This window comes from Nocardia asteroides, assembly GCF_900637185.1.
Classification (GTDB): domain Bacteria; phylum Actinomycetota; class Actinomycetes; order Mycobacteriales; family Mycobacteriaceae; genus Nocardia; species Nocardia asteroides.
In genome coordinates, this window is the sequence record NZ_LR134352.1 from 4,399,286 (window position 1) to 4,412,702 (window position 13,417).

The window sequence follows — 13,417 nt, forward strand, 5'->3', positions numbered from 1 at the left end:
TCGGCCCGGCCCCGGAGACCGGGTGCCGGGCCGCCACGCCCGCCTAGCGGTCGTCGTCGGTGAACCGGATGACGCCGCGAATCGTGCGGCCCTCCAGCATGTCCCGATAGCCGTCGTTGATCTGGTCGAGCCGGTAGGTGCGGGTCACCATGTCGTCGAGATTGAGCCTGCCGACCTGATACAGCGACAGCAGCCGCGGGATGTCGTAGTGCGGGTTGCCGCCGCCGAACAGCGCGCCCTGCAGGTTCTTCTGCAGCAGGGCGAGCATGGCGAGGTTGACCGTCGCGGCGTTCTCGGTGAGGTGACCCATGGCGGCCAGCACGCAGGTGCCTGCCTTGGCGGTGATCCCGAGCCAGCTGTCGACGTCCTCGCCGCGCACGGCACCCACCGCCACGATCACCTTCTTCGGCATCCCGCCTGCGGTGATCTCGGCCGCGGCCGCCGTGGCCTCCTCGATGGTCGCGTACACGTGGGTGGCGCCGAACAGCAACGCCTGCTCCCGTTTCCACGCCACCGGGTCGACACCGAACACGTAGCGGGCACCGGCGTGCACGGCCCCCTGCAGCGCGGCGATGCCCACTCCCCCGAGCCCGATGATCGCCACGTCCTCCCCGGGCCGGACATCGGCGATCCGGGTGGCCGAGCCGTATCCGGTGGTCACCCCGCAACCGACCAGGCAGGCGACCTCGAACGGGACCGCCGGATCGATCTTGACCACCGAGCTCTCGTGCACCACGAGGTAGGGCGCGAAGGTACCGAGCAGGGTCATCGGGAACACGTTGTGGCCCTTGGCCCGCACCCGGTAGGAGCCGTCGGTGACCGAGGTCCCCGACAGCAGCAGCGCGCCGAGATCGCACAGATTGCGCAGCCCCGCCTGACAGGACGGGCATTTCCCGCAGGAGGGGATGAAGGACAGGACCACGTGGTCGCCGACGGCGAGGTCCTCGACCAGCGGCCCGACCTCGACGATCACCCCGGCGCCCTCGTGCCCGCCGAGTACCGGGAATCCGGCCATCGGGATGCCGCCGGTCACCAGGTGATGGTCGGAGTGGCACATGCCGGCCGCCTCCATCCGGATCTTCACCTCGTGGGCGCGCGGGTCGCCGATCTCGATCTCCTCCACCGACCACGGCTGCCCGAAGTCCCACAGCAGTGCGCCCTTGGTCTTCATCGCCGGGCCCGCGCTACCTGGCCCGCACGCGCATCGGCAGCCCGGCGAAGCCGCGCACGTTCACCGAATGCACCCGCTCGGCGGCCGCCACATCGATCTCGTAGCCGGAGATCGACTCGGCGATGGCGGTGAGCCCGATATTGGCTTCCATCCGGGCCAGGTGCGCGCCGAGGCAGAAGTGCACGCCCAGACCGAAACTCACCAGGGTCTGCGAGCTGTCGCGGCCGATCCGGTAGTCGGCGGCGTCGGCGAAGACGTCCTCGTCGCGATTGGCCGAACCCAGCAGCAGCAGGACCCGGTCACCGGCCGGGATCAGGTGCTCGCCGAAGCGCACGTCGGCCAGCACGCGGCGGACCAGCATCTGGGTGGAATTGTCGTAGCGCAGGGTCTCCTCGGTCCACTCCGGCACGGCGCTCGGATCCCGCAACGGTAGCGCGACCTGGTCCGGGAACCGGGAGCCCCAGTACATCGCGTTGCCGAGCAGTTTGGTGGTGGTCTCGTTGCCCGCCACGACCATCAGCACCAGGAAGCCGATGATCTCCTCCTCCGACAGGCGGGTCGATCCGCCCTCCTCGTCGGGGACCTCCGCGTCGAGCAGCACCGAGACCAGATCCTCGCCGCGGTGGGTCCGCCGCTCGGCGATCAGTTCCCGGTAGTACCTGGTCAATTCGATGTAGGCGAAGATCGCGCCCTCGGGCACGTCCAGCACGCCTTCCTCGCGATGCAGCAGCAGATCCGACTGGGTGCGCAGGTGGGCGCGGTCGGCCTCGGGCACCCCGAGCAGTTCCGACACCACGTCCATCGGCAGCAGGCCGGCGAAATCGCGGATGAAGTCGAACTGCTCGAGCTGCAGGCACCGGTCCCAGTGCTGCCGGGTCAGTTCCCCGATCCGGTCGGTCATCTCCACCAGCCTGCGCGGGGTGAACCCCTTCGACACCAGCTTGCGGATACGCGCGTGCCGCGGATCGTCCATCGCCAGGAACGACATGGCCAGATGCGCGTTCGGCCCGTACGACGTGGGATCGAGCGACACGCCCCAGCTGTTGGACAGGCGCGCGCTGTCACGCAGCGCCGCCCGCACGTCGGCGTGCCGCGACAGCGCCCAGAAGTCCAGCGTGGTGTTGCGGAAGACCGGCGCTTCGGCGCGCAGCCGCGCGTAGGTGGGGTACGGGTCCTCGTGGAACGCGTAGTCGTAGGGGTCGAACGGGATGAGCGTCTCGGCGGTCACGACGCCACTCCCTCACCAGAATTGCGAATTGCCATGGTGCCCATGTCCTTCCGTATCCGTCCGCTCACACCACGGTGAGCGGCAGCGGGATGCCCCGATCGGTGAACGCGAACGTCGCGCCGGTGCTGATCCGGGTCAGCGCCACCTCCACGGCCTCGGCCGTGGGTTCGGCGGCGCGCACGATGTCGACCACCAGCGTCCGCTCGGTGGAGGCGGTGCTGCGGCAGGTGTAGTGCGGGTCCACCCCGCGCACCAGGGCGTCGAGGGGTGCCAGGTGCTGCGGGGTCAGCAGGGCGGGCCACACGTCGTCGCGCACGCCTGCGCACTCCCGGTCGAGGACCAGGCGCACCCCGTCGCCGGTGACCTCGATCCGGCGGCCGATGTACTGCACCGGATTCAGCGCCGGATGCAGGGCGAGGATCCGGGCGAGCGCGGCCGGGTCCGTGCCCAGGCCGAGCGCCGCGCGGATCCGGTCCGACGCCACTCCGGCCACGCCCGCGAACTGCTTACGGCCGATCTCGTCGGCTCGTTCACGGTCGACCCGGCCTCGCACGGCCAGCAGGAACCCGGCGGCCAGCAGATGCTGTTGCAGGCACACCTCTTCGGCGATCCGGACCAGCGCCGACCGCGAGAAGTCGGCGAATCGCAGATCGCTCAGCAGCGGGCCCCGGTAGTCACCCGCGCCCTCGTCGGCCGGGTCGATGGGCGAGAGCCGCACCGACGCCGCCGCGGAACCCGCGATGACCGCGGCGCCAGCCGGCACCGGCGGCGGTTCGTTGGCCGGGTCGATGGTCACCCGCCACGCGCACACCGGCCGCCGGTCCGCGGGCACGCGTGGCGGCCGGTGCACGGGCCGCACCTGGGCGTGCGGATTGGTGGCCAGCGCGGTGGCGTCGAAGGTGGGGTCCTCGATGTCGTGGCACATGGCGCGGACGAACTGGTCGCCCAGCGGCTCCACGTCGGCGAGCGCGCCGCAGTGGTCGAGCCAGAACTCCCCGTGGTCGTGGTCCTCGACCCGGAACCGGAAGTCCAGGAACTGCGGTGGCGCACCGATGTCGAGCTGCAGGCCCTTGAAGATGGTCTCCACGCTGTCGCCGGTGAAGCCCAGCGCGGTCTGCATGCGGCGGGTGTAGACCGGGCTCGCGACCTGCCATTCCTCGATGGCCACCGCGGTCATGCCCTCGCGGCCGAACGCGCCGATGGTGTGCGGCATCCCCGAGCGGTCGATCAGGTGCCCGCACAGCAGCAGTTCGGGGACGAGCACGGCCAGCTGGTCGCGGGTCAGCGCCGCGAACGGCGAATCAGGTGTCACCACAGCGGCACCGGGGACTTGCCGATCGGATACCAGCCGGGCAGCGGCTGCTGGGTGGTCGCCTTCTCGATCCGCGCCAGCATGCCGGGGGTCATGGCCTTGTTCGTGAGCATCTCCAGGAACAGGGCCGAGACATTGCCGAAGTCGAAGAAGTCGCGCTGCCAGCTCCACTGGAAGTCGCCGCCGTAGCGGAACCAGCTGCCGCCGATGCCCTCCACCGCGTAGTGGCTGCCGTCGGCGCGGGTGGCGCTCGAGGTCTGCTTCCAGAAGCCCACCACGTCGCCGGACTTCTCGTCGATCACGATGTGCTGGTAGGGGTAGGTCCAGCCGTCGAGGCCGTCCATCTCCTGGCCGACGGCGATCTCGCGGATCTCCTCGCGGCCCACGGCCATGAATTCCTGCTTCGGGCCGTAGTTCCAGCCGTAGGTGGCGTCCTCGGTGTACATGTCGGCCAGCGGGCGCCAGTCACCGATGCTCTCGCAGCGCTTGTTCTCCGCCAGCCAGCGCTCGACCATCTCCTCGAGTTCGGCGCGGGTGAATCCGGTCATCGTCGTTCTCCTTCGTCGTGCGGGGCGCCGTCCTCGACGATCGACAGCGCCCGCGTGGGGCAATAGGTCACCGCGTCGCCGACGGCGGCGCGCTGCGCCGCCTCCGGGGATTCGACGAGGACCTCGACTTTTCCGCGTTTGGGAACCCGGAACACCTCCGGCGCCTCGGCCTGACAGGCCGCGTGCCCCTGGCACAGATCCCGATCAACGACGATTCGCACACCACACCCGCCGTCCGCCTTCCACACTCGGTCCGCCCAGCGGCGCCGTGTTCCCGGTGATGGCGGGCGGTCCCCGCCGCCGGATGGACACTCAGCTGGACATGTGTCTGGACAGTATCACCGGTGTCGGGGCGCGGCAAGAGAACAGCGATGAATCCGATTGCGGCGCACCATGTGCGCCGGGTGGGGTCGACCCGGGCACAGCACGGCGAGAACCGTCGCCGACAGAGCTTCCGCGACGGAGGGAGAGTCAGCGGCGCAGGGTCTCGCCCGGCGCACACCCGTACGCGGCGCGATAGGCGACGGCGAACCGCCCGGGGTGGCTGAACCCCCAGCGGCGTGCCACCGCCGCGACGGTCAGCCCGTCGCCGGCCGACCCGCCCACGAGTTCCTCGTGGGCGGCGGCCAGCCGCAACCTCCGCAGGTACTCGAGCGGTGTGGTGCGCAGGTGACGCCGGAAGGCCAGTTGCAGGGCGCGCGGCGTCACGAAGGCCGCCGCGGCGACATCGGTGACCGCGATGTTCTCGGCGAGATGCGATTCCAGATAGGCCACGGCCCGCCGGACGGTCTCGGGATGGGCGTCGTGCCGGTCGACCGCATCCGGTTCGCGCACGGCGGTGGTGGGCATGGTCGCCAGCACGGTGGCGGCCAGATAGTCCGCCGCCGTGGCGGCGACGAGGGCACTCGCCGAGGAGTGCGGATCCGCGGCGACCTGCTGCAGGTGGGCGATCGTGCGCCGCAGCCGGTGCCCTGCCGCGGCATTGACCGGCCGGTGCCCGGTGACCCGGACCGGCCCGTCGCCCGCGATCGCCACGCGGTCCAGCACCGCCGGATCGAACATGGTGATGTCGTAGCGGCTGTTGCGGATGGTCCCGGAATAGGGCAGATCGTGCGGGGTGAGCAGGCCGGTCTGCCCGGAGGTGAAGGTGTCGGTGCCCGCACCGTGATAGTTCTCGTCGATCCGGCCGGTGTGCACGGTGACCAGGCACACCCGGCCCAGTGGCTGCGCGTCGTAGGCCATGTCGAAGCCGAGGGCGAGCTGGTCGAAATTGACCGCGCCGAGGACGTCGCGGCGGATCCGGGTGCGGATCTTCTCGGGGCCGTTGCTGCCGATGCGCATGCGGGTGTAGGCGCTGTTGAGGAATTCCTCGGTGGCGCCCAGGTCGTCGCTCTCGAAGACGAGATTCCGCACGGCACTCCCTTCTGCCTCCGCTACGGTACGCGATGCGAACCTCGTCGGGCCCTGTCCCGGGACAGAAAGCGAAGCACTCCGCGTCGGGTCCGTGACGAGACCGGGGTACCGACACCGCGACGTGGTGGAATGGTGGGACCGGCTGGGCTTGAGAACACAGGACTGTCGGCCTCCGCACCCGAGCACCGGTGCCGAAGAAACGAGTCCGCGTGAGCAGCCCCCAGGACCACCCTCGCCCTGCCGCCGTCGAGGCAGGCCGCCGGGTAGGTGCCGTCGTCGAGCAGCGCGGCGGTGCGCTCGTCCTGCACGCCTGGGGTGAGGTCGACGCCTACACCTTCGCCCGCTGGCGCGAGCTGCTCGACACCGCGGCGGGCGCGGCGGGCGGACATCTCGTCCTCGATCTGGGCCAGGTCACGTTCCTGTCCGCCCGCGCGGTCGTCGACCTGGCCGAACTGGCCGACGCCCTGCGCCGCCGCGACATCACGCTGCACCTGGCCAACCCGCACCCGTGCTGCGCCGTCGAGCGCATCCTCACCGCCATCGGGATGAGCCCACGCCTGCCCGTCCACCGTGACCTCGCCGCGGCCCTCGACGCCGCCGACGCCTACCGCGCCGATGCCTGAGATCCGCGGTTCAGGAGCGCGCGCCCAACCGGGCGCGTTCGAACACGACTTCCACCGGATAGCCCGAGACCTCGGCGTCGAAGACGCCCGTCTCGATCTCGATGCGGTCGGTGTTGGCCTGCAGCAGCTGCCAGCCGAACCCGGACTCGTCGATGGGGTCCGGGGACGCCGACACCGCGCGCAGCCGCACCAGCATGCGCTGCCGGTCCGCGGTGAATTCGCAGCGGATGAGGGTGTCGGGGACGGCGTGGCGCATCAGGCAGGTCGCGATCTCGTCGACCGTCACCCGCAGGTCGGTGACCTCGTCGATCCGGAACCCGGCCACCATCGCGGCCGTCTCGGCGATGGCGCGCAGCATCGACAGCTGGCCGATCTCGGCTTTCACATCCATCCCGACAGCGGTGGTGCGGACCTGTCTGGCCGCCATCGACCGGTCGGGTGGGTGTGTCATGGTGCCTCCCGTCGTGAATGCGGCGTGTCGACGGGCGAATACCCGGCTACCGGCATCACCAACCGTCGATCACCGGGGGCTGCGTCGATTCCCGACCGTAGTGCCACACCTCGGCCCCGGGCAAGGCGCCGCAGTCGTTCACCAGCGCGAGGTTTACCGGGCACCCGAATCGGTAAACCCATTCGGCAGTGAGGCCCGCACCCGGAGAGAAACAGTCGAAGGCCAGGAGCTGATCCGATGTCCCACAACGCCGTTCACCCCACCGACCTACCGACCTACGAACACCCCGAACCGCTGTTCGCGCACTGGTCCCTGACCGATCCGCAGTCGCCCGAGCACCAGGAGCTGCGCGAACTGATCATCCAGACCTGCCTGCCGCTGGCGGAGAACATCGCCAAGCGCTTCGCCAACCGTGGCGAAGCCTTCGACGATCTGCTGCAGACGGCCCGGGTCGGGCTGGTCGTCGCGGTCGACCGCTACAACGTCGGGCAGGGCGCCCCGTTCCTCGGTTTCGCCATCCCGACGGTCATGGGCGAGGTGCGCAGGCACTTCCGGGACCGCACCTGGGCCCTGCACGTGCCGCGGCGCGACAAGGAGCTGTCGGTGCGCCTGGCCCCGGCCACCGAGAAGCTGACCCGCGAGCTGGACCGCTCCCCGACCGCCTACGAGCTGGCCGACGAGCTCGGTGTCGAGATCACCGACATCACCCGCGCGATGACCGCCGTCGAGGCGCACCACACCCGCAGCCTCGACACCCCGAGCCAGGACGCCGAGGACGGGCCGCGGATGTCGATCGCCGACAGTGTCGGCGACGAGGACCCGCTGTTCGAGTTCACCGAGGACGCGCTCACCGTCGCCCCGCTGCTCGCGCAGCTGTCCGACGCCGAGCGGCAGCTGCTGACGTGGCGGTTCTTCGACTCGCTGACCCAGTCCGAGATCGCCGAGCGGCTCGGCATGTCGCAGATGAGCGTGTCCCGCAAACTGTCGGCACTGCTCGACCGCCTGCACGACCAGGCCGCCGTCGAGCCGGAGATCCGCATCGCCTGAGCCGCGCGGCTAGGTGATCTTGGCCTCGATCAGCAGCGTCCAGATGTCGCCCTGGTCGACCACCTCGACGCCGAGCTTCTCCGCCTTGCTCAGCTTGCTGTCGCCGACGCCGGCGCCGGTGATGAGCAGGTCGGTGTTGGCCGAGACCGAGGACGCCGCGGTGGCGCCCGCCTGCTCGCACAGCCGCTGGAAGGTGGGCCGGGCGACCTTCTCGCCGGAACGCGGGTCGCTGATGGCGCCGGTGACGACCACGGTCTTGCCCGCCAGCGGCGCACCCGCGGCGATGACGGGCGGCAGGTCCTCGGCGCGCACGTCCAGCGAGACACCGGCGGCGCGCAGCCGTTCCAGTTCCGGGCGCAGCCTGGACAGGTGTTCGGTGAGCGAGGCGGCCACCTTGGGCCCGATGTCCTCGACGGCGACGAGCCGCTCCTCGCCCGCGTCGGCGACCTCTTCCAGGGAGCCGAACCCCGCGCGGGCCAGCCGGGCGGCGGTGCCGTCGGAGGCCATCGGGATCGCCAGGCCGATCAGCGCCCGCCGCAGGCCGACCTGCCTGCTGGCATCGATCGAGTCGATCATCCGGGCCGCGGACACCTCGCCGACGCGGTCGAACTCGAGCAGGCGTTCCTTGGTCAGCGTGTAGAAGTCCGACGGGTGTTCCAGGATGCCCGCCTCGGCGAGGCGCTCGATCCAGACCGGCCCGACCGCGTCGATGTCGGCCGCCGATCGCGAGGCCCAGTGGATGAGCCTGCGCACGGTCTGCGCGGGACAGGACACGTTGGTGCAGAACAGTTCCCGGCTGTTGCCCTGCTCGGTGACCGGCTGCGCGCAGGACGGGCAGACGGTGGGCGCGACGATCTCGCGTTCCTGACCGGTGCGCCGGGACGCGTCGAGTACCCCCGCCACGAACGGGATCACATCGCCGGCGCGGCGCACCAGCACCGTGTCGCCGACCTTGATGTCGCGGGCGCGGATCACTTCCTGGTTGGCCAGGGTCGCCTTGGTGACGGTGGTGCCGCCGACGAAGACGGGTTCGAGCCAGGCCACCGGGACGATCTTGCCCGTCTTGCCGACGTCCCAGACCACCTCGTTGAGCAGCGTGGTCTTCTCCTCGGCGGCGAACTTGAACGCCAGCGCGCCGCGCGGGGAGTTCGAGCGGGTGCCGGCCGCGGCGTAGGCGTTGCGGTCGGCCAGGCGCAGGACGGCGCCGTCGAGGTCGTAGTCGAGGGTGTTGCGGTCCTGTTCGATCGCGGTGATCGCGGTCTGCGCCTGGGCGGCGTCGGCGCACAGCCGCATCTGGGCGCCGGCGATGCCGAGTGCGCGCAGGCCTTCGGCCAGGTCGACGGCGGTGTCGTCGCCCGCGGTGTCCAGATCGAAGCCGAAGAACTGCAGACGGCGTTCGGCGACGGTGGCGGGGTCCTTCGCGCGCAGCGTGCCCGCCGCGGCGTTGCGCGGATTGATGAGCGGCTTGTCCGGGTGCGCGAGGTTGTAGGCGGTGAAGGTGGAGCGCAGCATGACGGCCTCGCCGCGCACCTCCACCCGGCCCGCGACCTCGATCCGGTCGGGGATGCCGTCGACCAGGGCGCGGACCAGCACGGTGACGTCGTCGCCGGTCGTCCCGTCACCCCGGGTGACCGCGCGCGCGAAGCGCCCGTTCTCGAAGACCAGCGCCAGCGACAACCCGTCGAGCTTGGGCATCACCACCACCGGCTGTCCGGGAAAGCGCTGGAAGAACGCCTCGACCTGCTCCGGTTTCGTCGCCTTCTCCAGCGACAGCATCGGCCGCGAGTGCCGGACCGGCGCGTGCAGCACGCCCGGCGCCCCGACCTGCTCGAGCGGATTCGGGTCGGGCGTGTGCTCCGGATGCGCCTCGATCAGGCCGCGCAGCTCGTCCTCGACCGCGTCGTACTCGGCGTCCGCGACCAGCGGCGAGCCCTGATAGTAGGCCTCGCGCAACACGACGATCCGGTCCGCCAGCTCACGAATACGTTCCCCTGTTTCCACAGCCCCAGAACCTACCGATCCGCACCGACAGCCCGGCATCGAACCGGGTCAGCCGGGGTCGGGAGTACCGGCCGGGGTGAGGGCGCACAGAGTCGGGAAGGTGACGGCCCAGGCGGCGAGGACCTTGTCCGCGGTGGCGGGGTCGGTGCGCAGGACGCTGGTGATGGCTTGGCCGCGCAGGAGTTCGAGGAGGGACTCGAAGGCGACCGGGAAGCCCGGCAGCTCCGCGTAGCCGGGGCCGAACGCCTCGGCGCCGAGCTGCCGGATGGCCCGGCCGACCTCCCGTTCGTAGGGGGCCAGGACCGTGCGCAGCTGGGGGTCGGTGCGCGCGGCCATCCAGAGCTCGTAGCCCGCCAGGTACAGCGGGCCCGACATCGCCTCGCGCAGGACCCCGATCGCGAACTCGATGCGGCCGGTGGCGGGCGGCGGGTCGGCGAGGGCGCTGCGAATGTCGTCGGCCTGCTGCTCGGCGACGCGCTGCACCGCGGCCACGAACATGTCCGCCTTGCTGGGGAAATGGTGCAGCAGCGCGCCGCGCGACACCCCGGCGACCTGCTGCACGCGCAGCGTGGTGGTCCCGGCGTAGCCGTGCTCCATCAGGCAGGTGACCGTGGCATCGATCAGGCGGCGGCGCATTTCGACCGGGTTGGTTCTGCGGACCGCCATGGTGTCACCGCCCTTTCGCAAGCTCGGTGCACATCGTGTCATGGCCCGCCCGGGTGTCCGCACCGCCACCCGGCGCTCAGCCGACCAGGCCGCCGCTGCAGGCCAGTACTTCGCCGGTGACGTAGTCGGACTCGGGCAGGCACAGCAGATACACCGCGCCCGCCGCCTCCTCCGGGGTGCCCAGCCGCCCGAGCGGCGCGATGTGCTGGGCGGCCTGGCGGATCATCGGATTCACCCCGACCTTGATCTCGCGGCCCTCGATGTCGATGGTGGCGTCGCCGTCGGCGGCGGAGCCGGTGAGGCGGGTCTCGATCAGCCCGTAGGCGACGGCGTTCACGGTGACCCGGTAGCGGCCCCATTCCTTGGCGATCGCCTTGGTCAGGCCGATGATGCCGGCCTTGCCCGCCGAGTAGTTGGCCTGTCCCGCATTGCCGTAGAGCCCGGCCAGCGACGAGACGTTGACGACCTTGCGGGTCACCGGCTCTCCCGTCTCGCGTTCCCGCTTGGCGGCGGCGCCGATCACGGGCTGCGCGGCGCGCAGGATCTGGAACGGCGCTTTGAGATGGACGTCGAGGATGGCGTCCCACTGCTCGTCGCCCATCTTCTGCACGACGCTGTCCCAGGTGTAGCCGGCGTTGTTGACGATGATGTCGAGCCCGCCGAACCGGTCGACGGCGGTGTCGACGAACCGCTGGGCGAAGCCGTCCTCGGTGACGTTGCCTGGGCACGCGACCGCGGTGCCCCCGGCCGCGACGATCTCGGCGACCACACTGTCCGCCACCGCGGCATCGAGATCGTTGACCACGACCCGCGCGCCGTGCGCGGCCAGCTTGCGGGCCACGGCCGCCCCGATCCCGCGGCCCGAGCCGCTGACGATCGCCGCTTTTCCGTCGAGTGTGTTCATCGGGAAGTGTCCTCTTCCGTGGTGGTCGTGCCGAGGTCGGCGAAGCTGCCGTGGCGGCCCGCGCCGTCGGCGAAGCGCGTCGCGCCCGCGACAGTGTCGGCGATCAGGGAGATGGCGCCGTGTTCGTGTTCGTTGGCCAGCGCGGCGGTTTCGGTGAGTCCCTCCTGCTCCAGGGCGGAGAGCCGGTCGTGGCGCAGGCAGGTCTGCGGGAACCGGGTCAGTTCGTGGGCCAGGGTCAGGGCGTGATCGAGGGCCTGCCCGGGTGGCGCGATCCGGTTGATCAGGCCGATCCGCAGGGCCTCCTCGGCGTAAACCGGTCTGCCGGTGAGGATCAGGTCCATGGCGTGTCCCCCGCCGATGAGCCGGGGCAGCCGCACAGTGCCGCCGTCGATCAGGGGCACGCCCCAGCGGCGGCAGAACACGCCGAGCACCGCGTCCTCGTCGGCGACGCGCAGGTCGGCCCACAACGCCAGCTCCAGCCCGCCCGCCACAGCGTGCCCGCTGATGGCGGCGACGACCGGCTTGGACAGCCGCAGTCGCGAGACGCCCATGGGCGCGTCACCGTCGGGGGCGAAGCGGTTCGGGTCACCGGCGGCGACGGCTTTCAGATCGGCTCCGGCGCAGAAGGTTCCGCCCTCGCCGGTGAGGATCGCGACCGCCGCGCCGGGGTCGGCGTCGAAGGCGCGGAACGCCTCGGCCAGCGCTTCCGCGGTGTGCCGGTCGACCGCGTTGCGGACGTGTGGCCGGGCGATGGCGACGATGGTCACCGGTCCGTCCTTGCGGACGAGCACCGATGCGGTGGTGTCGGAAACAGTCATCAGAGCGACCTCGCGATGATTTCTTTCATGATTTCGTTGGTCCCGCCGTAGATCCGCTGCGCACGGGCGTTGACGTACATGTCCGCGATCGGGTATTCGCGCATATAGCCGTAGCCGCCGAACAGCTGCAGGCAACGGTCCACGACCTGGCACTGGACATCGGTGGCCCAGTACTTGGCCATCGACGCGGTCGCCACATCCAGGGTTCCGGCGTCGTGGCGCGTCACGCAGTCGTCGACGAAGGTGCGGGCCACCCGGGCCAGCGTCGCGCATTCGGCGAGCTCGAACTTGATGTGCTGCTTGGCGAACAGGGGCCTGCCGAAGGCGGCGCGCTCCTTGGTGTAGGCCAGCGCCAGCTCGACCGCGCTCTCGGTGGCGACCACGGCGCCCAGCGCGAGGATCAGCCGCTCCTGCGGCAGCTGGGTCATGAGCTGGACGAAACCCTGCCCCGCGGTGCCGCCGAGCAGTGCCGTGGCAGGGACCCGCACGTCGTCGAAGAACAGTTCGGCGGTGTCGCCGCTGTGCTGGCCGAGTTTGTCCAGGATGCGGCCGCGGCGCACGCCGGGAAGCGTGGCGTCGACGAGGAACAGCGAGACGCCGTGGGCGCCCGCGCCCGGATCGGTCTTGGCGGCCAGCACGATCAGGTCGGCGGAGCCGCCGTTGGTGATGAAGGTCTTGGCGCCGGTGAGCAGGTAGTCGTCGCCGGTGTGGACCGCGCGGGTGGTCATGTTCGCCAGGTCGGAACCGCCGCCGGGTTCGGTCATCGCGATCGCGGCGACGACCTCGCCCGACGCCATCGGCGGCAGCCACCGCCGCTTCTGTTCCTCGGTGCCGTAGGCCACCAGGTACGGGGCCACGATCCCGCTGTGGACGTGGTTGCCCCAGCCCGGTTCGTCGATGCGGCCCTGTTCCTCGAGGATCACCATTTCCTGGGCGAAGGTCCCGCCGCCGCCCCCGTATTCCTCCGGCACCGCGACACACAACAGTCCGAGTTCGCCCGCGCGCGACCAGAACTCGCGGTCCACGCACCGCTGTTCGGCCCAGCGCGCCCGGTTCGGTACGGCCTCGGCGGCCAGGAAGGCGCGCGCGACGGCACGCAACGCCACGGTGTCGGATGCGCTCGCCCAGGCGGGCGGGACAGCGGTGGTGGTCATGGCGCCACCGTACAGTCAGTCTGGACTGACTGTACACCTCCGGTTCGGAAACCCGGCATGTCGAGGATGGTCGCCGGCGCG

14 protein-coding genes are annotated in these 13,417 nt (G+C 70.8%); 2 read left to right on the plus strand and 12 right to left on the minus strand.

All coding sequences use genetic code 11. The annotated features are described in order from the left end of the window. Nucleotides 1–43 precede the first annotated feature (43 nt). The 6 genes from EL493_RS20605 to EL493_RS20630 all read right to left on the minus strand — a co-directional run bounded on the left by EL493_RS20605 (nt 44) and on the right by EL493_RS20630 (nt 5,672). On the minus strand, nt 44–1,171 hold the full coding sequence (locus EL493_RS20605; RefSeq protein WP_019047217.1) for an NDMA-dependent alcohol dehydrogenase: 1,128 nt from the start codon (nt 1,169–1,171) through the stop codon (nt 44–46). Nucleotides 1,172–1,184: 13 nt separating this feature from the next. Then, on the minus strand, nt 1,185–2,399 hold the full coding sequence (locus EL493_RS20610) for a cytochrome P450 (protein WP_019047218.1): 1,215 nt from the start codon (nt 2,397–2,399) through the stop codon (nt 1,185–1,187). 64 nt (nt 2,400–2,463) lie between these two features. After that, entirely contained in the window at nt 2,464–3,711 is a 1,248-nt protein-coding gene (locus tag EL493_RS20615; RefSeq protein ID WP_174436003.1) for a hypothetical protein, read from the minus strand. Then, nucleotides 3,708–4,259 carry a Cif family virulence factor gene (locus EL493_RS20620; protein WP_019047220.1) on the minus strand — a complete coding sequence of 184 codons (552 nt, stop codon included), beginning with the start codon at nt 4,257–4,259 and terminating at the stop codon, nt 3,708–3,710. The genes EL493_RS20615 and EL493_RS20620 overlap by 4 nt, the downstream gene beginning before the upstream one ends. Continuing rightward, nucleotides 4,256–4,480: a ferredoxin gene (locus tag EL493_RS20625; protein ID WP_019047221.1), complete on the minus strand. Its 225-nt coding sequence runs from the start codon at nt 4,478–4,480 to the stop codon at nt 4,256–4,258. The genes EL493_RS20620 and EL493_RS20625 overlap by 4 nt, the downstream gene beginning before the upstream one ends. Nucleotides 4,481–4,730: 250 nt before the next feature. Further along, the gene (locus EL493_RS20630) at nt 4,731–5,672 is read right to left on the minus strand and encodes a helix-turn-helix transcriptional regulator (protein WP_019047222.1); all 942 of its coding nucleotides are present in this window, start codon (nt 5,670–5,672) and stop codon (nt 4,731–4,733) included. Nucleotides 5,673–5,881: 209 nt separating this feature from the next. On the opposite strand from EL493_RS20630, the gene EL493_RS20635 reads away from it, so the two are divergent. Next, nucleotides 5,882–6,295: an STAS domain-containing protein gene (locus tag EL493_RS20635; protein ID WP_019047223.1), complete on the plus strand. Its 414-nt coding sequence runs from the start codon at nt 5,882–5,884 to the stop codon at nt 6,293–6,295. Nucleotides 6,296–6,305: 10 nt separating this feature from the next. On the opposite strand, the gene EL493_RS20640 is transcribed toward EL493_RS20635, so the two are convergent. Next, nucleotides 6,306–6,746 (minus strand): ATP-binding protein, encoded by a 441-nt coding sequence (locus tag EL493_RS20640; protein ID WP_022566853.1) that lies wholly within the window; start codon nt 6,744–6,746, stop codon nt 6,306–6,308. 237 nt (nt 6,747–6,983) lie between these two features. Between EL493_RS20640 and EL493_RS20645 the strand changes: the two genes are divergently transcribed. Further along, nucleotides 6,984–7,793 carry a SigB/SigF/SigG family RNA polymerase sigma factor gene (locus EL493_RS20645; RefSeq protein ID WP_019047225.1) on the plus strand — a complete coding sequence of 270 codons (810 nt, stop codon included), beginning with the start codon at nt 6,984–6,986 and terminating at the stop codon, nt 7,791–7,793. Nucleotides 7,794–7,802: 9 nt separating this feature from the next. Here EL493_RS20645 and ligA read toward each other — a convergent pair whose 3' ends face one another. The 5 genes from ligA to EL493_RS20670 all read right to left on the minus strand — a co-directional run bounded on the left by ligA (nt 7,803) and on the right by EL493_RS20670 (nt 13,336). Next, nucleotides 7,803–9,794, minus strand: a complete 1,992-nt coding sequence (gene ligA / locus EL493_RS20650) for an NAD-dependent DNA ligase LigA (RefSeq protein ID WP_019047226.1) — start codon at nt 9,792–9,794, stop codon at nt 7,803–7,805. A gap of 48 nt (nt 9,795–9,842) precedes the next feature. Further along, a complete protein-coding gene (locus EL493_RS20655) occupies nt 9,843–10,460 on the minus strand; it encodes a TetR/AcrR family transcriptional regulator (RefSeq protein ID WP_019047227.1) in 618 nt (205 codons plus the stop codon). Nucleotides 10,461–10,536: 76 nt separating this feature from the next. After that, a complete protein-coding gene (locus EL493_RS20660; RefSeq protein ID WP_019047228.1) occupies nt 10,537–11,364 on the minus strand; it encodes an SDR family NAD(P)-dependent oxidoreductase in 828 nt (275 codons plus the stop codon). Further along, a complete protein-coding gene (locus tag EL493_RS20665) occupies nt 11,361–12,182 on the minus strand; it encodes a crotonase/enoyl-CoA hydratase family protein (protein WP_019047229.1) in 822 nt (273 codons plus the stop codon). Before EL493_RS20665 ends, EL493_RS20660 begins: the two co-directional genes overlap by 4 nt. Then, nucleotides 12,182–13,336 (minus strand): acyl-CoA dehydrogenase family protein, encoded by a 1,155-nt coding sequence (locus tag EL493_RS20670; protein WP_019047230.1) that lies wholly within the window; start codon nt 13,334–13,336, stop codon nt 12,182–12,184. Before EL493_RS20670 ends, EL493_RS20665 begins: the two co-directional genes overlap by 1 nt. Nucleotides 13,337–13,417: the final 81 nt, after the last annotated feature.

Bases quoted from the DNA above. Each gene is read 5' to 3' on its own strand.
- EL493_RS20645 (WP_019047225.1), top strand. From the start codon at position 6,984: ATGTCCCACAACGCCGTTCACCCCACCGACCTACCGACCTACGAACAC.
- EL493_RS20620 (WP_019047220.1), bottom strand. From the start codon at position 4,259: ATGACCGGATTCACCCGCGCCGAACTCGAGGAGATGGTCGAGCGCTGG.
- EL493_RS20670 (WP_019047230.1), bottom strand. From the start codon at position 13,336: ATGACCACCACCGCTGTCCCGCCCGCCTGGGCGAGCGCATCCGACACC.
- EL493_RS20655 (WP_019047227.1), bottom strand. From the start codon at position 10,460: ATGGCGGTCCGCAGAACCAACCCGGTCGAAATGCGCCGCCGCCTGATC.
- EL493_RS20665 (WP_019047229.1), bottom strand. From the start codon at position 12,182: ATGACTGTTTCCGACACCACCGCATCGGTGCTCGTCCGCAAGGACGGA.
- EL493_RS20660 (WP_019047228.1), bottom strand. From the start codon at position 11,364: ATGAACACACTCGACGGAAAAGCGGCGATCGTCAGCGGCTCGGGCCGC.
- EL493_RS20640 (WP_022566853.1), bottom strand. From the start codon at position 6,746: ATGACACACCCACCCGACCGGTCGATGGCGGCCAGACAGGTCCGCACC.
- EL493_RS20605 (WP_019047217.1), bottom strand. From the start codon at position 1,171: ATGAAGACCAAGGGCGCACTGCTGTGGGACTTCGGGCAGCCGTGGTCG.